At 71.4% G+C, this 17,631-nt stretch carries 16 protein-coding genes; 7 read left to right on the top strand and 9 right to left on the bottom strand.

Annotation, left to right across the window (positions count from 1 at the left end; all coding sequences use genetic code 11):
* Positions 1-19 precede the first annotated feature (19 nt).
* Together FFT10_RS14355 and FFT10_RS14350 are read right to left on the bottom strand one after the other, a co-directional pair.
* Positions 20-868, bottom strand: a complete 849-nt coding sequence (locus FFT10_RS14355; RefSeq protein ID WP_137733536.1) for a transporter substrate-binding domain-containing protein — start codon at positions 866-868, stop codon at positions 20-22.
* 48 nt (positions 869-916) lie between these two features.
* The gene (locus FFT10_RS14350) at positions 917-2,416 is read right to left on the bottom strand and encodes an amidohydrolase family protein (protein WP_137733535.1); all 1,500 of its coding nucleotides are present in this window, start codon (positions 2,414-2,416) and stop codon (positions 917-919) included.
* Positions 2,417-2,433: 17 nt separating this feature from the next.
* Between FFT10_RS14350 and FFT10_RS14345 the strand changes: the two genes are divergently transcribed.
* Positions 2,434-2,958: a nucleoside deaminase gene (locus FFT10_RS14345; RefSeq protein ID WP_137733534.1), complete on the top strand. Its 525-nt coding sequence runs from the start codon at positions 2,434-2,436 to the stop codon at positions 2,956-2,958.
* A gap of 34 nt (positions 2,959-2,992) precedes the next feature.
* On the opposite strand, the gene FFT10_RS14340 is transcribed toward FFT10_RS14345, so the two are convergent.
* From FFT10_RS14340 to FFT10_RS14330, 3 genes are read right to left on the bottom strand one after another with little or no spacing between them, the layout of a single operon-like run.
* The gene (locus FFT10_RS14340) at positions 2,993-3,841 is read right to left on the bottom strand and encodes an ABC transporter permease (protein WP_137733533.1); all 849 of its coding nucleotides are present in this window, start codon (positions 3,839-3,841) and stop codon (positions 2,993-2,995) included.
* Positions 3,834-4,694, bottom strand: a complete 861-nt coding sequence (locus FFT10_RS14335; protein WP_137733532.1) for an ABC transporter permease — start codon at positions 4,692-4,694, stop codon at positions 3,834-3,836. Before FFT10_RS14335 ends, FFT10_RS14340 begins: the two co-directional genes overlap by 8 nt.
* Complete coding sequence (locus FFT10_RS14330; RefSeq protein ID WP_137733531.1) at positions 4,694-5,803, bottom strand: ABC transporter ATP-binding protein; 1,110 nt, start codon at positions 5,801-5,803, stop codon at positions 4,694-4,696. The genes FFT10_RS14335 and FFT10_RS14330 overlap by 1 nt, the downstream gene beginning before the upstream one ends.
* A gap of 259 nt (positions 5,804-6,062) precedes the next feature.
* Here FFT10_RS14330 and FFT10_RS14325 point away from each other — a divergent pair, with 259 nt between their 5' ends.
* A complete protein-coding gene (locus FFT10_RS14325; RefSeq protein WP_137733530.1) occupies positions 6,063-7,115 on the top strand; it encodes an extracellular solute-binding protein in 1,053 nt (350 codons plus the stop codon).
* Here the strand turns inward: FFT10_RS14325 and FFT10_RS14320 are convergent, their stop codons facing one another.
* Entirely contained in the window at positions 7,116-7,826 is a 711-nt protein-coding gene (locus FFT10_RS14320) for a GntR family transcriptional regulator (protein WP_137733529.1), read from the bottom strand. It lies immediately after the preceding gene.
* Positions 7,827-7,924: 98 nt separating this feature from the next.
* On the opposite strand from FFT10_RS14320, the gene FFT10_RS14315 reads away from it, so the two are divergent.
* From FFT10_RS14315 to FFT10_RS14295, 5 genes are read left to right on the top strand one after another with little or no spacing between them, the layout of a single operon-like run.
* The gene (locus FFT10_RS14315; protein ID WP_137733528.1) at positions 7,925-8,650 is read left to right on the top strand and encodes a maleate cis-trans isomerase family protein; all 726 of its coding nucleotides are present in this window, start codon (positions 7,925-7,927) and stop codon (positions 8,648-8,650) included.
* On the top strand, positions 8,647-10,104 hold the full coding sequence (gene hydA, locus FFT10_RS14310; RefSeq protein ID WP_137733527.1) for a dihydropyrimidinase: 1,458 nt from the start codon (positions 8,647-8,649) through the stop codon (positions 10,102-10,104). Before FFT10_RS14315 ends, hydA begins: the two co-directional genes overlap by 4 nt.
* A complete protein-coding gene (locus tag FFT10_RS14305) occupies positions 10,101-11,468 on the top strand; it encodes an amidohydrolase family protein (protein WP_228027118.1) in 1,368 nt (455 codons plus the stop codon). The genes hydA and FFT10_RS14305 overlap by 4 nt, the downstream gene beginning before the upstream one ends.
* A gap of 31 nt (positions 11,469-11,499) precedes the next feature.
* The gene (locus FFT10_RS14300) at positions 11,500-12,468 is read left to right on the top strand and encodes a tripartite tricarboxylate transporter substrate binding protein (protein WP_137733526.1); all 969 of its coding nucleotides are present in this window, start codon (positions 11,500-11,502) and stop codon (positions 12,466-12,468) included.
* Between the two features lie 16 nt (positions 12,469-12,484).
* Positions 12,485-13,231: an aspartate/glutamate racemase family protein gene (locus tag FFT10_RS14295; protein ID WP_137733525.1), complete on the top strand. Its 747-nt coding sequence runs from the start codon at positions 12,485-12,487 to the stop codon at positions 13,229-13,231.
* Positions 13,232-13,373: 142 nt separating this feature from the next.
* Here the strand turns inward: FFT10_RS14295 and FFT10_RS14290 are convergent, their stop codons facing one another.
* From FFT10_RS14290 to FFT10_RS14280, 3 genes are all read right to left on the bottom strand, one after another.
* Positions 13,374-14,918, bottom strand: coding sequence for an AMP-binding protein (locus tag FFT10_RS14290; RefSeq protein ID WP_174246113.1), 1,545 nt, complete (start codon positions 14,916-14,918; stop codon positions 13,374-13,376).
* A 109-nt stretch (positions 14,919-15,027) separates the two neighbouring features.
* Complete coding sequence (locus FFT10_RS14285) at positions 15,028-17,220, bottom strand: SulP family inorganic anion transporter (protein WP_162520799.1); 2,193 nt, start codon at positions 17,218-17,220, stop codon at positions 15,028-15,030.
* 16 nt (positions 17,221-17,236) lie between these two features.
* Positions 17,237-17,608, bottom strand: coding sequence for a hypothetical protein (locus FFT10_RS14280; RefSeq protein WP_137733522.1), 372 nt, complete (start codon positions 17,606-17,608; stop codon positions 17,237-17,239).
* Positions 17,609-17,631: the final 23 nt, after the last annotated feature.

Genomic DNA, 17,631 nt, shown 5'->3' with positions numbered 1-17,631 from the left:
GGTGCTTGCGCCCGTGTGGTCAGCTGAAGCTGGGCACCTTGTCGGCCAGGTTCATGCGGAAACCGAACCACTTCTCCTGCAGCTGGAACAGCGTGCCGTCGGCGCGCAGCTTGCCCAGCTCGGTGTTGAGCCAGGCCACCAGCTCGGTGTCTTCCTTGCGGGCGGCGATGCCGGCCCAGTTGTCGGCGCCCAGGCCCTTGACGATGGCGTACTTGCCCGGCGCATCCTTCAGCACCATGGCCAGCGTGGCCAGGGTGTTGAGCACGCCGTCGACCCGGTTCTGCGCCAGGGCCACGTAGGCGGAGGGATGGTCGTCGAAGGTGCGCAGCTCCTTGAAGCCGGCGCCGCCGCTGCTCTTGAGCCCGGCGTTGATGCGCTCCTGCAGGATCTGGCCCGGGCTGCCCAGCTTGACGGCCAGGGTCTTGTTGTTCAGGTCGGCCCCCGACTTGATGGTGGCGGCATCGGCCGCGCGCACCAGCAGCGCCTGCGAGGCCTCGGCATAGGGGATGCTGAAGGCCACCCGTTCGAGCCGCTCCTTGGTGTAGCTCATCGAGCTCATGATCACGTCGAACTTCTTGGCATACAGCGACGGGATCACGCCGGCCCAGGCGGTGTCGATGAAGTTGGGCTTGACGCCCAGCGACTTGCACAGCACCTCGGCCAGCTCGACGTCGTAGCCGACGATCTTGCCGTCCTGCCGGTAGGTGAAGGGCACGTAGGCGGCTTCGCAACCGATGCGCAACTCGCCGCTGGCCTTGATCTGCGCCAGGGTCAGGCCGGTGGCCTGGGCCCGGGCCCAGCCGGGCAGCAGGGTGGATGCGGTGGCGGCGGCCGTGGCGGCGGTGAACTGGCGGCGGGACAAGGTCATGGAAGCCTCCGGAAGGGGTGGAACGGGCAGGGTGCGCCAGACGGGCCGTCAGCCCAGGCGCGCGGGGTAGGTGTCGGCGGGCACGGGCGTGGCCAGGCTGCGGCGGTAGATCTGCTCCACCGCCGCCAGGATCGGCGCCACCGAGGCCTCGGCCTCGGTGTAGCGGTCGGCCAGGCCGCGGTATTCGTCGGCGATCTCGGCCAGGATGGCGGCCTCGTCGATGCCGGTCAGCCGGCCCTGCTGCAGCACGGGCCGGCCATCGACCATGGCGAAGCTGACGCCCGCGCCGCGCTCGGCATAGACCAGCTGGCGCACCGGATCGGTCAGCGGGCTGAAGGTGACGCTGTCGAGCCGGTAGCCCACGATGTCGGCGATGGCGCCCACGCGCAGGCTGCCCAGCTGCTCGCCGAAGCCCAGCGCGCGGCCGCCGGCCAGGGTGCCGGCCTGCAGCGTCTCGCGCGCCGATAGCCAGCGGCCGGGGTCGTCGCCGCGCAGCTTGGCCACGCCGGCCGCGCTGCCCAGCACGTTCAGCATGTTGGTGGTGACTGTGGAGCAGGAGCCGTCGGACCCCAGGCTGACGTTGACGCCGGCGTCCAGCAGCTCGCGCACCGGCTGCACGCCCGAGCCCAGCAGCAGGTTGCTCCAGGGGTTGTGCTGGGCGGTCGCGCCGCTGCGCGCCAGCGCGGCGATCTCGCGCGGGTTCAGCCACACCGCGTGGATCAGGCTGGTGGCGGGTTTCAGGAAGCCGATCTCGTCGAGGTACTCGACCATCGGCTTGCCGAAGAACAGCTGGCCGGTCACCACCTGCAGCCGGGTTTCCTGCACATGGCTGATGACCGGCAGCGCCAGCTCGTCGGCCAGCGCCCGCACCTGCTGCAGGAAGCCGCGGGTGGCACGCTGCGGCGCCGACACCGACACCAGCACGCCCACGCGCTGCTGCTGCGGATGGCGGCTGGCGGCCAGGCGGCGCACCAGGGCCAGCTGGTCATCCCCCGTGGGGCGCGGCGCGGCGCGCAGCTCGGCCGCCAGCGCGGGTGGCACCAGCTCGGCCACGAACGGGAAGTTGTCGATGATGGGCTTGTCCATCATCGCGAAGCCCATCAGCGCGCGCACGCCGATGTCGTCGTAGGCCTGCAGTGCGGCGGCTATGCGCTCGGCGTCGATGGCGCCACCCAGCGCCATGTCGTCGACCAGCGTGGTGCAGCCGGTGCGCAGCGCCTCGATGCCGCCGATCAGCGTGCGCAGGTAGACCTGGCGCGGCGTCAGCGGCACGGGGATGCGGGTGCGCACCAGGTGCATCCACAGCTCCAGCGGCAGGTTCTCGGTGCGACCGCGCTGGAAGTGCTCATGCGAATGCTGGTGGCCGTTGACCAGGCCCGGCACCAGCAACTGCTTGGGCAGGTCGATCACCGGCGCGCCCTGCAGCGTGCCGGCTGGCGCGATGGCGGCGATGCGGCCGCCGTCCACCCGCACATCCAGCGGCGCGGGCTCGAACTGCAGCGCGTCGCCCAGCAGGGCCGAGGCACCGCGCAGGATCATGGCATTCATCGTGCTTCTCTCCTGGCATGGACAAGGACACCGAAGCGGCCGCCGCCGCCGACCGGCACTGGATGGCACAGGCCCTGGCCGAAGCCGAGGCGGCCCATGCCCGGGGCGACTGGCCCACCGGCGCGGTGATCGTGAAGGACGGGCAGTGGCTGGCCAGCGGCCAGAACCGGCAGGTGAGCACCGGCGACGTGTTGCTGCATGCCGAGCCCGACGCCATCCGCCAGGCCGTTGCCCGGCACGGCCCCGGCGCCACGCAGGGCGCCACGCTGTACTGCACGATGGAGCCCTGCCCGATGTGCGCCGGCGCGCTGAAGCTGGCCGGCATCACCCGCCTGGTGCTGGCGCTGCGGCACGCCACCCTGCGACGCAGCGACCTGGGCAGCTTCAGCGTGGAAGCCTTCTGCGCGATGGCCGGGCACGCGATGGAGATCGACGACGGCGTGCTGGAAGCGCCGTACCTGGCGCTGCGCCTGCGCTGGGGAAAGGACCCAAGCGAACGCCGCGGAACCGGCTTTGCCGGGCCGCTGGCATTGCCCCCTTGAGGGGGCGCGCGAAGCGCGTAGGGGGTGGTCCATGTCACCGGAGGTGCCGGGAGATGCCGGCCACACGTTCCATCACCAGCATCAACACCAGCGTGGCGAGGATCAGCACGCCGGACACGGCGGCCGCCCGCACATCCAGGCTGCTCTCGATCAGGTGCCACATGCGGATGGGCAGCACCTCGGAGCGGGCGTCCGACAAAAACAGGCTGACCGCCACGTTGTCGAACGAGTACATGAAGCCGATGAAGGCGCCCGCCGCCACGCCGCGGAAGATCAGCGGCAGCGTGACGGTGCGGAACAGGAACAGCGGCGACGCCCCCAGGCTGCGCGCGCATTCGAACAAGGCGCCGTCCAGCTGCACCAGGCTGGCGGTGGTGGTGCGGAACACATAGGGCGCGGTGATGGCGATGTGGCCGGCCACCAGCGTCCAGAAGCTGAGGCCGCCGCCGGCCAGGTTGAACAGCATCAGCAGCGCCAGGCCGATGGCCAGCGTGGGCAGCATCAGCGGCGACAGGAAGAAGGCCTCCACCGCGCGCGCCCAGGCTTCGGGGCGGCGCGCCAGCGGCAGCGCGGCCGACACCGCCAGCACGATGGACACGCTGGTGGCCAGCGCCGCCACCTTCAGCGACAGCAGCAGGGCCGCGATGATCTCGGGCGACTCGGTCCACAGCGCCAGGTACCAGCGCGGTGAATAGCCTGGCGGCGGAAACTTCAGCGAGAAGCCGCTGGTGAACGAGGTGATCAGCACCACCACCGTGGGCGCGATCAGCAGCACCCCGGCCACCAGCGCCAGCGCCACCAGCAGGCCGAAGAAGCTGCGGCGCTCCAGCGCCGAGGCCAGGCTCTCGCGGGCGGCGGCCAGGGGCAGCAAGGGCTCAGGCATGCACGAAGCCCCGCGCCCGCCGGCCCAGGGTGTTGACCAGCGTCACCACCACCAGCACCGACACCAGCAGCAGCACCGCGATGGCGGCGGCAAACGGGTAGTCGTTGGCCTGGATCGCCTGCTGGTACATGTAGAACGGCATCAGGATGTGCTGGCCGCCGCCCACCAGGGTCTGGGTGACAAAGGCGCTGACGCTGGACGCGAACACCAGCAGCGCGCCCGCCAGCAGCCCGGGCACGGCCAGCGGCAGCGTCACCTGCCACAGCGTGCGCCAGTGGCCGGCGCCCAGGGCCAGGCTGGCCTGGCGCAGATTGGGGTCGATGTTGAGCAGGGCGGTGATCAGCGGCAGCACCATCAGCGGCAGCTCGATCTGGGTGAGCGCCACCACCGTGGCACCCTGCGTGTAGAGCAGGCGCAGCGGGTCGTCGATCCAGCCCAGCTGCAGCAGGCTGGTGTTGACGATGCCCTGCCGCCCCAGGATCACCACCCAGGCAAAGGTGCGCACCACCGCGCTGGTCAGCAGCGGCAGCACGATCAGCAGCATCAGCAGGCCCTGCCAGCGCGCCGACACCAGGGTGTAGGCATAGGCCAGCGGCAGGCCCAGCAGCAGCGACAGCCCGGTGACCTGTAGGCCCAGGCTGAGCGTGCCCAGCAGCACGCCGCGGTTGAAGGCGTCGCCCAGGAAGCGGGTGTACTGGTGGAGGCCGTGGCCGGTCATCGCCGCGTCGGCATAGGTGCTGACGAACACCAGCAGCAGCAGCGGCAGCAGCACGAAGACGGCAAAGAACAGGCCCAGTGGCGCCGCCAGGCCCAGGGGGGCCGACCGGTCTGCAGGCAGTGCGGCGGCGGCCATCACACCTCGGGCAGGAACACGGCCGCCGGTGCACCCGGGCGCAGCGCCAGGCCCACCCGGTCGCCCGGGGCCACGGCGGGCCCGCCGCCATGGCGTTGCAGGCTGGCCTTGACGGTGCCGCCGCCGGGCAGCGTGAGCTCGACCACATGCTGCGGGCCCAGCGGCAGCACCATGGCCACCACCGCCTCGGGCGCGCCGTGGCCGGTGGGCACCAGGGCCAGGTGCTCGGGCCGCACCGACAGCAGGGCCTGGCCCTCGCGTGAGCAGGGTGCGGCCACCGGCAGGTGGAAACTGCCGCCGCTGTCGCAGTGCAGCGTGAAGCCGTCACCGCTGCGCGCCAGCCGCCCGGGCAGCAGGTTGGCGGTGCCGACGAAGCGCGCCACGAACAGCGAGGCCGGCCGGTCGTAGACCGCCTCGGGCGTGTCGAACTGCTCCACCCGGCCGGCATGCATCACCGCGATGCGGTCGGCCATCGACATGGCCTCTTCCTGGTCGTGGGTGACCAGCAGCGAGGTGATGCCCAGCTCGCGCTGGATGCGGCGGATCTCGATCTGCATGTCCAGCCGCAGGTTCTTGTCGAGTGCGGCGAAGGGCTCGTCGAGCAGCAGCACCTGCGGCCGGATGGCCAGCGTGCGGGCCAGCGCCACCCGCTGCTGCTGGCCACCCGACAGCTCCCGCGGGTAGCGGCCTGCAAAGGCGTCCATGTGCACCAGGTCCAGCATCTCGCCCACCCGCTGCGCCACCTGCGGGCCGCCCAGGCCGCGTGCCCGCAGGCCGTAGGCCACGTTGGCCTGCACCGTCATGTGGGGGAACAGCGCGTAGTTCTGGAAGACGATGCCCACGCCACGTTCGCCGGTGGGCAGGGCATCGACGATCTGGTCACCCAGGCGCACCTGGCCCGCGGTCTGGCGCAGCAGCCCGGCGACGATGCGCAGCAGCGTCGTCTTGCCGCAGCCGCTGGGCCCCAGCAGCGCCACCAGTTCGCCGGGGCGGGTGGCCAGGTCGACGCCGGCCACGGCCACGGCGTCGCCATAGCGGTGCTGCACGCCGATGAAGTGCAGGGCGACGCGGGGGGCCGGGCCGGGCACCGGGTGGGAAGAAGCAGGCATGGCGGGCTGGGTCACAGGCCGAAAGCCATTCAAGAAGCATGCCGGCACGGTGCCGGCTGTAACCTGACCAGGCCATGGATCGTCCACACCAGAGATTCGGATTGTCGACAATCCAGTGCGTTGATGCAAACAAACGGGGCGACATGGCGCCAACTTGGTGCGGGTGGGTGCGGCGCCGCCCCGCGGTGTGCGGCAACGCCCGTGGCATGGTCTTTGCGGCTGGGACTGACCTTCGATCTCTCCGCCAGAAAGGATTCCCATGGCCATCCGTTCCCTGCCGCGCCGCGCGTTCCTGCACACCGGCGCCGCCGCCGCCGCCGCGCTGGGCCTGCCCGGCCTGGCCCTTGCCCAGGGCAAGACGATCTCCGCCACCACCTACCCCGGTGCCTGGGAATCCGCCCACCGGCAGATCCTGCTGCCGGCCTTTGCCAAGGCCAGCGGCGGCAGCACCAACCTGGTGGCCAGCCTGGCGGTGGACACGGTCAGCAAGATCGTGGCGTCCAAGGCCAACCCGCCGTTCGACGTGATCATCCTGGACGAGGGTCCGTACCTCAACGCCCTGCAGCACGACATCTTCGAGAAGGTGCCCACCGACAAGGTGCCCAACCTCAAGGACATCCCGGCCAAGTTCATCGACCCACGTGGCCTGGGCGTGTTCTGCTCGGGCCAGATCATCGGCATCGCCTACAACACCGACAAGATCAAGACCCCGCCGCGCAACTGGAACGATCTGCTCAAGCCCGAGTTCAAGGGCCGCGTGGGCCTGGCCGGCATGGGCAGCACGCTGATGTCGGCCTGGATGGTCGAGATCGCCCGCCTCAACGGCGGCAGCGAGGAGAACATGGAACCCGCCTTCCAGTTCGTCAAGCGGCTGCTGCCCAATGTCAGCGCGGTTGCGTCCAACCCTGGCTCGCTGGCCACGCTGTTCCAGCAGGGCCAGATCGACATCTCGGTGCACTACAACAACAACGTCGGCGACCTGCAGTCCAAGGGCGTGCCGATCGCGCTGGCCAAGCCCGACACCGGCTGGATCCACATCAAGAGCTCGATGCACATCGTCAAGAACTCGAAGAACGTGGACCTGGCGGCGGCCTACATCAACGCCGCCATCAGCCCCGAGGTGCAGACCCAGATGGCCGATGCGCCCTACATGGTGGCGCCCACCAGCTCCAAGGCCAGCTTCAGCAAGGCCCTGCAGGCCTACGCGGCCAACACCGCCGCGCTGGAGGCGATGAACGGTGTCGACTGGGCCAAGCTGAACCCGCGCCGCGCCGAGTACATCGACCGCTTCAACCGCGAGGTGAAGGTCTGATCAATCCCCGCCCAGCACCGCAGCCAGGTCGATCGGTGCATCTGCCCGCGGTGCCAGGTTGAGCGAACCCTCGATGTGGTCCAGGTGATGCAGCATCAGCTCCACCGCGCGCTCGGTGCGCCGGCGCTCGATGGCATTGAGCAGCTGCTCGTGCTCGTCCTCGCGGCAGGCGGTGGCATGCGGCGCGTCGTACAGGAAGATCGCCAGCACCGTCATGGTGGCCAGCTCGCGCATGGTGTGGGCCAGCGGCCGGTTGCCGGCCAGGCGCGCCAGTTCGATGTGGAACCAGCCCGACAGCCGCACGATGGTGGGCCGGTCAGCCCGGCCCCGGGCCGCCTGCTCGTCGGCCACCACCGCCCGCAGCGCGGCGATGGCGGCGGCATCGCGCCGTGCGACCAGGCGCCGCACCAGCGCCGGTTCCAGCAGGCGGCGCGCCTCGAACACCTCGCGGGTCTGCTCGGGCGTGGGGCTGGCGATGAAGGCGCCGCGGTTGGGCACCATGTCGACGATGCCTTCGTTGGCCAGGCGCGCCAGCACGTCGCGCACCTGGGCGCGGCTGGTGGTGAACAGCTCGGCCAGGCGGTCTTCGACCAGCTTGGTGCCGGGCGGCAGGCGGTGCTCGAGCACCGCGCGCCAGATGCGGTCGAAGATGGCTTCGCGCAGGGCCACGCCATCCAGGGTGGGGGTTGCAGCAGGGGTGCGGGGCGGCATCGGGCAGGGGGGCAGGAGCGGCGCAGAGGGAACCATGATTGTCCAGCCGTCCATGCAAATGCCGCGCCGGCCTGGCGCAGGCTGAAGGAGACAGCAGCATGAAGCGCATCCGCCTGGGCATGTTGACGCCCTCGTCCAACACCGCGCTGGAGCCGCTGTGCGCGGCCATGCTGGCCGGCCTGCCCGAGGTGTCGGTGCACTTCGCCCGCTTCCGCGTCACCCAGATTTCCCTGGCGCAGCAGGCCCTGGGCCAGTTCGAGCTGCAGCCCATCCTGCAGGCGGCGCAACTGCTGGCCGATGCCCGGGTGGACGTGATCGCCTGGAACGGCACGGCCGCCGGCTGGCTGGGCTTCGACCGTGACGAGGCACTGTGCGCGGCCATCACCCGCGAGACCGGCATCCCCGCCTGCACCTCCGTGCTGGCGCTCAACACCCTGATGACCCGCAACGACCAGCGCCGCTTCGGCCTGGTGACGCCCTACACCGCCGACGTGCAGCAGCGCATCGTCGACAACTACGCCGCCAGCGGCTATGCCTGCGTGGCCGAGCGGCACCTGTCGCTGTCGGTCAATTTCGAGTTTGCCGAGGTGGCCCCCGCCGTGCTGCACCAGCTGTCGCACGAGGTGGCCGCGGCCGGCGCGCAGTGCATCACCACCTTCTGCACCAACCTGCATGCGGCGCAGCTGGCCGCCCAGCTCGAAGCCGAGCTGGGCATCCCGCTGTACGACACCACGGCCACCGCCGTCTGGCAGTGCCTGCGCCTGTGCGGCGTGGACACCGCGCGCGTGCGCGGCTGGGGCCGGCTGTTCGAGGAGAACCGATGAGCTTCGACCTGATCGTGCGCCGTGCGCATGTGGCCACCGCCGGCGACGTGTTCGATGCCGACATCGGCATCACCGGCGGGCGCATCGTGGCGCTGGCGCAATCGCTGGTGGCCGGGCCGGCCACACGCGAGATCGACGCCGCCGGCCGCTTCGTCACGCCCGGCGGCATCGATGCGCACTGCCATGTCGACCAGCCGATGCTGCCGCCGGTGCGCATGGCCGACGACTTCGAGACCGGCACCCGCTCGGCGGCCTGCGGCGGCACCACCACCATCATCCCGTTCGCGGCGCAGGCCAAGGGCGGCTCCTTGCGTGCGGCGGTGACCGACTACCACCAGCGTGCCGCCGGCAAGGCCAGCGTCGACTACGCCTTTCACCTGATCGTGGCCGACCCCACGCCGCAGGTGCTGCAGCACGAGCTGCCGGAGCTCATCGCCGAAGGCTGCACATCCTTCAAGATGTACATGACCTACGACGACCTGAAGCTGGCCGACGGCCAGATCCTGCAGGTGCTGGAACTGGCCCGGCGCGAGCAGGCCATGGCGATGATCCATGCCGAGAACAGCGACGCCATCGCCTTCCTCACCGAGCGGCTGCTGGCGGCGGGCAAGACAGCGCCCGGCTACCACGGCCTGTCGCGCCCCGCGCCGGTGGAGCGCGAGGCCACCCACCGCGCCATCACGCTGTCCGAGCTGCTGGACGTGCCCATCCTGATCGTGCACGTGTCGGGCGGCGAGGCGATCGAGCAGATCCGCTGGGCCCGCGGCAAGGGCCTGAACATCCATGCCGAGACCTGCCCGCAATACCTGTTCCTGACGCAGGACGACCTGGCCACCACCGGCTTCGGCGGTGCACGCTGCGTCTGCAGCCCGCCGCCGCGCGACAAGGCCAACCAGCAGGTGGTGTGGGACGCGCTGGCCGACGGCCTGTTCACCGTGGTGTCGTCCGACCATGCGCCGTTCAACTACGACGACCCCAACGGCAAGCGGCTGGGTGGCCGCGAGCCGCCGTTTCCCTACATCCCCAACGGCATCCCGGGGCTGGAGACGCGCATGCCGCTGCTGTTCAGCGAAGGCGTGCTGACCGGGCGGCTGTCGGTCCAGCAGTTCGTGGCCCTCACGGCCACCAATGCCGCCCACCTGTACGGCCTGTACCCGCGCAAGGGCACGCTGGCCGTGGGCAGCGATGCCGACCTGGTGATCTGGGACACCGGCCAACCGCATGTCATCCGCAACGAACACCTGCACCACAACGTCGACTACACGCCCTACGAGGGCCGTGAGCTGCAGGCCTGGCCGGCCCTGACCCTGCTGCGCGGCCAGGTGGTGTGGGACGGCCAGCACTTCACCGGCACGCCCGGCCAGGGCCAGTTCCTGCGCTGCGACCGCCCGGCGCTGGCGCGGCCGCGCACCCGCAGCGGCGGCTGGCGGCAGTGGCTGGAGCTGGATGCGTGACGACAGCGCCGCCCGCCGGCCCATCCCCCGGCCTTCAATTCGACCTGCTGCTGGACGGCGCCACGCTGATCACCGGCGACGCGCAGCAGCCGCTGCTGCGCGGTGCCAGCCTGGCCGTGCAGGATGGCCGCATCGCCTGGATCGGCACGCAGCTGCCGCCGGGGGCGCGGATCGGCCGCCGGCTGGCGCTGCAGGGGCATGTGGTCACGCCCGGCTTCGTCAACCCGCACCAGCATGCCATCCTGAGCCTGGTGCGCGGTGTGGCGGCGGATCTGGGTTTTGCGCCGTCGTACACCCCCGGCATTCCGCAGGGCACGCAGGTCAACCCCGAGCAGGCCCGTGCGCTGGCCCGGCTGGGCGCCTGCGAGGCGCTGATGTTCGGCAGCACCGTGCTGGGCGACCACTTCGTGCATGCCGATGTCAGCACCGAGGCCATGGCAGAGACCGGCCTGAAACTGGCGCCCAGCTGGCGCATCCACGATGTCGACTTCGCCCGCGTGGCGCAGGGCGACTGGCACTTCGATGCCGCCATCGGCGAGCGCCTGCTGCGCCGCGCGGCCGACCTGCATGCGCGCTGGCACGGCCACCCGCGCGTCCATCCGCAGCTGGCCGCGCATGCGGTGGACACCTGCAGCGAAGACCTGCTGCGCCAGGTGGCGGCGCTGTCGGCGTCATCGGGCATGCATGTCAACACCCACCTGTCGCAAAGTCGGGTCGAGGTGGACCGGGTGCAGGCCCGCTGCGGGCGCACCGCCACCCAGGTGCTGGCCGACTGCGGGCTGCTGAACCACCGCCTGATGGGTGGCCACGGCATCTACTTGAGCGACGGCGACATCGCCCTGCTGGCCGCCGCCCGGGCCACCGTCATCCACATCCCCAAGTGCAATGCCACCTCGGGCCGGCTGGCGCCCACGCCCAGGCTGAAGGCCGCCGGCGTGAACCTGGCGCTGGCCACCGACACCCAGCATGCCGACATGGTGGAGCTGCCACGCTGGGCCCTGATGACCGCCCGGGTGCAGACCGGCGGCGTCGATGCCGACTGGCAGCCGCAGCATGTGTTCGCCATGGCCACGCTGGGCGGCGCCCGCGCGCTGGGGCTGGACGGCGAGACCGGCTCGATCACCGTGGGCAAGTGCGCCGACCTGGTGGTCTTCGACGCGCGCCGGCCGCACTGGGTGCCGCAGGCCGATCCGCTGGGCACGCTGGTGCACTGCGGCCAGGGCCGCGATGTGCGCCATGTGCTGGTGGACGGTGAGCTGGTGGTCGAAGACGGCCGCCCCACCCGTGTCGACCTGGACACCGTCTGCGCCGAGGCAGAAGCCGCTGCCCGCCAGCTCTGGGCCGCCGTCGGCAAGCCGTACTGACCACCTGCCAACCCCCACCGAAGGAAGCCCCATGAAAACCCCGTTCGCCCTGCTGGGTCTGGCCTTGTGCCTGCTGCTGGCCCCAGCCGTCCAGGCCCAGGACAGCTACCCCAGCAAGCCGATCAAGATCGTCGTGCCCTTCCCGCCGGGCGGCGCGGCCGACAACTTTGCCCGCCTGATCGGCCAGAAGCTGGGTGAGGCCTGGGGCCAGGCCGCGGTCATCGAGAACAAGCCCGGAGCCGGCGGTCAGATCGCCACCCAGGCCGTGGCCACCGCGCCGGCCGACGGCCACACGCTGCTGGTCGTCACCGTGGGCCATGCAGTCAACCCCAGCCTGTACCCCCGGCTGCCCTACGACACCGAGAAAGACCTGCAGCCGGTGGCCAAGCTGGCCACCGTGCCCAGCGTGCTGGTGGTCAACCCCGCCGTGCCGGCGCAGAACCTGAAGGAACTGCTGGCCCTGGCCAAGGTGCAGCCCGACAAGCTGGCCTATGCCTCGTCGGGCAACGCCACCACCAGCCATGTGGCGGCGGCACTGCTGGCCAGCATGGCCGGGGTGCAGATGCTGCACGTGCCCTACAAGGGCTCGGCACCGGCACTGACCGATCTGATCGCGGGCCAGGTGCAGCTGATGATCGACCCGCTGCTGTCGTCGGCCCAGCATGTGAAGGCCGGCAAGCTGCGGGCCCTGGCCATCAGTTCGGCCACCCGGTCGCCGCTGGCGCCCGACCTGCCCACCATGGCCGAGGCCGGCGTGCCGGGGTATGCCTTTGCGGCCTGGTTCCTGCTGCTGGCGCCGTCGGGCACGCCGGCGCCCGTGGTGGCCAAGCTGAATGCCCAGGTGGCGCGCAGCCTGGGCGCGGCGGATCTGCAGGAGCGCTACACCGCCATGGGCGCCGAGGCCGGCAAGGGCACGCCGGCCGAGCTGCAGGCCTTCCTGGCCGCCGAGATCCGGCGCTATGCCAGGCTGGTGAAGGACACCGGCATGAAGGCCGAGTGAGCACAAGGGAACGGCCATGGCACGCCTGCTCATCATCAACCCCAACATCAGCCCGTCGGTGACCGACCTGATCGAAGCCGAGGCGCGCCGCGCCGCGTCGCCCGGCACCGTGCTGACCATGGCCACCGCCCGCTTCGGCGTGGCCTACATCGAGACCCGCTTCGAGGCCATGCTGGGCGCCCATGCCACCGCCGAGGCGGCGGCCGAGCAGGCGGCAGGCCATGACGCGGTGATCGTCGCGGCCTTTGGCGACCCCGGTCTGCAGGCGCTGCGCGAGGTGCTGCCCATGCCGGTCACCGGCTTGACGGAAGCCGCGCTGATGAGTGCCTGCCTGCTGGGCCAGCGCTTCTCGATCATTGCCATCTCCACCCGCATCAGCGCGTGGTACCGCGAATGTGTCGATGCCCATGGCCTGCTGGGCCGGCTGGCCAGCATCCGCAGCCTGGGCAGCCCGCTGCGCGATGTTGCCAGCATCCAGCAGGACCACCGCGACGCCCTGGTGGCCCTGGCCGAGCGCGCCGTGGCCGAGGACGGCGCCGACGTGATCGTGCTGGCCGGCGCGCCCCTGGCTGGCCTGGCCCGCCAGGTGCGCGACCTGCTGCCCGTGCCGGTGGTCGATGGCTTGTCCAGCGCCGTGCGCCATGCTGAAACCCTGGCCGCACTGGCGCCGGCCAAGGCCCGCGCCGGCAGCTTTGCGCTGCCGCCGGTGAAGCCGAATGCGGGGCTGTCGATGGGCATCCAGGCTTTGCTGGCGCGACGCTGAAGACCAGGAGGCGCCTGGACGTCTCCAACCGCAGTCGGGGTGCGGCCCACAGACCGCACGGGCTGGTGCGGGGCGGACTGACAGGACGGCGGACTCCTGGCGCATGGGCATCGCATGCATGCCGATGCGACCTGGCGCCTGGTCAGATGATCTTCGACGCGTGCCCCGCCCAGTAGCGGTCCTTCAGCAGGCGCTTGTACAGCTTGCCGGTGGGGTGGCGCGGCAGTTCGGCCTCGAAGTCGACCGACTTCGGGCACTTGATCGGTGACAGGTGCTCGCGGCAGTAGGCGATCAGTGCGGCTTCCAGTTCGGGCCCGGCATCGCGCATGTCGCGCGGCTGCACCACGGCCTTCACCTCTTCGCCGAACTCCTCGTTGGGCACGCCCAGCACGGCCACGTCGGCCACCTGGGGGTGGTTGATCAGCACGTTCTCGGCTTCCTGCGGGTAGATGTTCACCCCGCCGCTGATGATCATGTAGGCCTTGCGGTCGGTCAGGTACAGGTAGCCCTCGGCGTCCACGTAGCCCACATCGCCCAGCGTGGTCCAGCCCTTGGGGTGGGTGCTGCTGGCGGTCTTGGCGGCATCGTTGTGGTAAGCAAACGGCCGGCCGTTGGCGAAGTAGATGGTGCCGCTCTGGCCGGGCGGCAGCTCGGCGCCGGTCTCGTCGTCGCAGATCTTCAGCTCGCCCACCACCGCCTTGCCCACCGTGCCCGGGTGCGTCAGCCACTGGGCGCTGTTGACCATGGTCACGCCGTTGCCCTCGGTGCCGGCGTAGTACTCCCAGATCACCGGGCCCCACCAGGCGATCATCTGCTTCTTCACCTCCACCGGGCAGGGCGCGGCGGCATGGATGGCCACCCGCAGCGAGCGCAGGTCGTATTGCTTGCGGGTGGCCTCGGGCAGCTTGAGCATGCGCACGAACATCGTCGGCACCAGCTGGGTGTGGGTGATCCTGTGCTGCTGCACCAGCTGCAGGTAGCGCTCGGGGTCGAAGTGCTCCATCACCACCACCGTGCCGCCCAGGCGCTGCACGCCCAGGGTGTAGCGCAGCGGCGCGGCGTGGTACAGCGGCGCCGGCGACAGGTAGATGGTCTCGGCCGACACGCCGTAGAGGTTGACCATGATGTCGGTCATCGGGCTGGCGGCGTCGATCTCGGTGGTCTGCGGCGGCACGAACACGCCCTTGGGCCGGCCGGTGGTGCCGCTGGAATACAGCATGTCGCCGCCAGCCAGCTCGTCGGCGATGCGCTCGGCCGGCTGGGCGGCCACCGCGGCTTCGTAAGCCGTCCAGCCCGCGATGGTGCCGTCCAGCATCAGCCAGCTGCGCACGCCCGGGCAGCTGGCCGGCAGCGGCGCCACCGACTTGGTCATCGCCTGCGAGGCCACCACCGCCTTGGCGTTGCAGTCGTTGACGATGTAGCTGACCTCGGCCTCGGTCAGCCGGGTGCTCATCGCGGTGTAGATCAGCCCGGCGCGGTGCGCGCCCCAGCAGATCTCGAAATAACGCGGATGGTTCTCCAGCATCAGCGCGATGTGGTCGCCCGATTGCAGGCCCAAGGATCGGAACAGCTGCGCCACCCGGTTGGCGCCGTCTTCCAGCTGGCGGTAGGTGACCACCACGCCGGTGTCGGCCATCACCAGGGCGGCTTTGTCGGGGGTGGTGCGGGCATGGTGGAGTGGGTGCAGCACGGGCAATCCTCGGGGCGGATGGGCAATCGGGCCACTCTAGGTGGCCGCCCCGGCCTGCCGCTGCACTGCAGGTGACAGCCGCGCGCGGTTGTGGCGCGGCGGCGGGTCAGCCCGCGTTGTCGCGCGGGCGCAGCTGGGTCGACCGGCGCAGCCGCTGCGACAGGTGCAGCGCGATGTTGCGGTGCAACTGCGCCGCCAGCGCCGGCTGCTCGGCCAGCAGGGTGTCCAGCGTGGCCAGGCTGAGCTGGCGCAGTTCCACCTCGCCATCGGCCACCGCGGTGCCGCTGCGGCCGGCGCCGTCGAGCATGGCGGTTTCGCCCAGCATCATGCCCACCGACAGGCTGCCGAAGCGCTGCTGGTCCTGCCCCGGCGACCGGCCGGCCACGATGGTGACCGAGCCGCGTGTCAGCACATACAGCCCGTCGGCGGCATCGCCCTGGCGGAACAGCACCTCGCCCGGCGCCAGCCGGCGCAGCGGCATCCGCGCGGCCAGCAGCGCCAGCTGCGCCGCATCCAGCCCCAGGCACAGCGTGCTGTCGGTCAGCGGCAGCTGCGGGTCGGCATCGGCCAGGCCGGCCTCGGCCAGCAGGCGGCGTTCGGCCGCCTCGGTGGCGCGGTCGACATCGGGGAACCAGTCGTCGCGCGGCTCGTCGCGGAAGCAGCCCACCGCGCGCAGCCGGCGGCCATGGAGGTTGGTGGCCGTCACGCCGGCCAGCAGCAGCTGCACGCCGCCATCGGCCAGCGTGGTCGACAGGCGCTGCAGCACCATGGCGCCGGTGGCATCGATCATGCTGACGCCGCGCAGGTCCAGCACCAGCCAGCGCACGGTGGCGGGCAGGTCCGATGCCGCCTGCGCCACCCGCTCGGCGCTGCCGAAGAACAGCGCGCCCTCCAGTTCCAGCACCAGGACCCGTTCGCGCCCGGCCTGCAGCCGGGCCTCATGCGCCAGCGGCCACATGCGCCGCGACGGGCTGGCCGCTGCGGTGTAGCGCGCATGCACCAGCGACCGGTTCATGCCGCGCACGAACACGCCCAGTGCCACCACGCAGCCGGCAGCCACGCCCAGCGCAAAGCCCTGCCACACGGTGACCGCACACACCACCGCCACGATGGCCAGGCTCTGCCACAGGTCGGCGCTGCGCTCGCCGCTGCGCCACTGGTCGATCAACTGGCGGGTCCAGCGGTCGGACAGCGACACCGCCACCGTCAGCATGATGCCGGCCAGCACCGCCACCGGCAGCCTCGCCACCAGCGGGCCCAGGGCCACCGCCACCAGCAGGAAGGTGGCGGCTCCGGCCAGCGCGGCACGGCGGCCGCGGCCGCCCGCCTGCAGCGTGGCCAGGGCGCGGGCGCGCAGCAGCACGCTGGGCAGCCCGCTGAACAGCCCCACCACCAGGTTGGCCAGGCCCAGGCTGAGCAGCATGGCATCGGGCTGGGCGCGGCTGCCCACCTGCTGCTCCAGCGCCAGCGCACCCAGCACCGATTCCAGCGCGCCGATCAGCGCCAGCACCGCGGCGGTGGTCAGCACCGCCGGGGCCTGGCGGGCCAGGAAGCCGGCCGTCTCCGGCGCCAGCAGCTGCCAGGCCACCTGGGGCAGTGGCAGGCCCTGGGGCAGTGCGCCCACCTGGGGGCCCAGGTGCAGGCCGGGCATGGTGGCCTGCAACGCGGCATGCAGGGCCAGCCCCAGGGCCAGGCCGACCAATTGGGCCGGGGCCCGTGGAAAGCGCCATGCCGCCACCCAGGTGGTGGCTGCGGCGCCCAGGCCCACCAGCAGCGGGGCCGGATGGAAGCCCTGCGGCCCGGTGCCCAGCAGCACCGGCACCTGGGCCAGCAGGATCAGCAGCGACACGCCGTTCATGAAGCCGGCCAGCACCGGCTGCGGCACGTACTGCGCCAGCCGGCCCAGGCGCAGCAGGGCCAGCGCGATCTGCAGCACGCCGCTGAGCGACACCGCCACCCCGGCGGCCACCAGCAACGGGCCCAGCGTGGCGGCGGGATCGGCCCGCCACTGCGGGTCGGCGGTCAGCTGGGCGATCAGTCCGGCATAGATCAGCGCCGTGGCCGAGCTGGGCCCGCTGACCGGCAGGCGCTGGTGGCGCTGCAGCGCAAACACCAGGCCGCCGATGCCGGCGGTGGCCAGCGCTGCGGTGACGCCCTGCGGCGCCAGTGCCGGCCCCAGCGGCGCGTAGGCCAGCAGGCCCAGCGTGACCACCACCGCCAGCATCACCACCGCACCGGTGGCACCGCCCAGCAGTTCGGTGGACCAGGGGGCGTTGGCGTGGGCCGACGCCGGGATCACGCGCGCCTGCAAGGGCTCATGCCTCGATCAGGGCCGGGTCGATGGCGCGCACCCGGTGGTCCACGTAATAGCCGCCGGCCTCGGTGTACTGGAGGAAGCCGCGCCGGCACTGCGGGCAGCGCCAGACGGTGCAGCGGTTGTACGGAAAGTGCGTCAGCGCCACCGGCGCCCGCGCATGCCAGAAGCTGGTGCCCTCGGCATGGCGCTCCAGGTAGGTGGGCTCGTCGATGGCCGGGTCGCGCAGCGTGCCCAGCGGCTGCAGCAGCGGCGCACCCAGCGGCGCGGTCACCGATTCCCAGCCGGCGCATTGCAGCCCGGCGCAGTGGTCGCAACCGGTGGCCGGGCCCAGCGCGGCGCGCAGGCCCTCGGCGTTCAAGAAGTCATCCATGGCGTGCATGCCCGGCATGTTGC

Source organism: Pseudaquabacterium pictum, from assembly GCF_005403045.1.
Classification (GTDB): Bacteria; Pseudomonadota; Gammaproteobacteria; order Burkholderiales; family Burkholderiaceae_C; genus Pseudaquabacterium; species Pseudaquabacterium pictum.
This window is presented reverse-complemented; position numbering and strand designations above follow the sequence as displayed.

Excerpts from the sequence above, each read along its gene's own strand:
- FFT10_RS14355 (WP_137733536.1), bottom strand. The coding sequence starts at position 868 with ATGACCTTGTCCCGCCGCCAGTTCACCGCCGCCACGGCCGCCGCCACC.
- FFT10_RS14350 (WP_137733535.1), bottom strand. The coding sequence starts at position 2,416 with ATGAATGCCATGATCCTGCGCGGTGCCTCGGCCCTGCTGGGCGACGCG.
- FFT10_RS14345 (WP_137733534.1), top strand. The coding sequence starts at position 2,434 with ATGGACAAGGACACCGAAGCGGCCGCCGCCGCCGACCGGCACTGGATG.
- FFT10_RS14340 (WP_137733533.1), bottom strand. The coding sequence starts at position 3,841 with ATGCCTGAGCCCTTGCTGCCCCTGGCCGCCGCCCGCGAGAGCCTGGCC.
- FFT10_RS14335 (WP_137733532.1), bottom strand. The coding sequence starts at position 4,694 with ATGGCCGCCGCCGCACTGCCTGCAGACCGGTCGGCCCCCCTGGGCCTG.
- FFT10_RS14330 (WP_137733531.1), bottom strand. The coding sequence starts at position 5,803 with ATGCCTGCTTCTTCCCACCCGGTGCCCGGCCCGGCCCCCCGCGTCGCC.
- FFT10_RS14325 (WP_137733530.1), top strand. The coding sequence starts at position 6,063 with ATGGCCATCCGTTCCCTGCCGCGCCGCGCGTTCCTGCACACCGGCGCC.
- FFT10_RS14320 (WP_137733529.1), bottom strand. The coding sequence starts at position 7,826 with ATGCCGCCCCGCACCCCTGCTGCAACCCCCACCCTGGATGGCGTGGCC.
- FFT10_RS14315 (WP_137733528.1), top strand. The coding sequence starts at position 7,925 with ATGAAGCGCATCCGCCTGGGCATGTTGACGCCCTCGTCCAACACCGCG.
- hydA (WP_137733527.1), top strand. The coding sequence starts at position 8,647 with ATGAGCTTCGACCTGATCGTGCGCCGTGCGCATGTGGCCACCGCCGGC.
- FFT10_RS14300 (WP_137733526.1), top strand. The coding sequence starts at position 11,500 with ATGAAAACCCCGTTCGCCCTGCTGGGTCTGGCCTTGTGCCTGCTGCTG.
- FFT10_RS14295 (WP_137733525.1), top strand. The coding sequence starts at position 12,485 with ATGGCACGCCTGCTCATCATCAACCCCAACATCAGCCCGTCGGTGACC.
- FFT10_RS14280 (WP_137733522.1), bottom strand. The coding sequence starts at position 17,608 with ATGGATGACTTCTTGAACGCCGAGGGCCTGCGCGCCGCGCTGGGCCCG.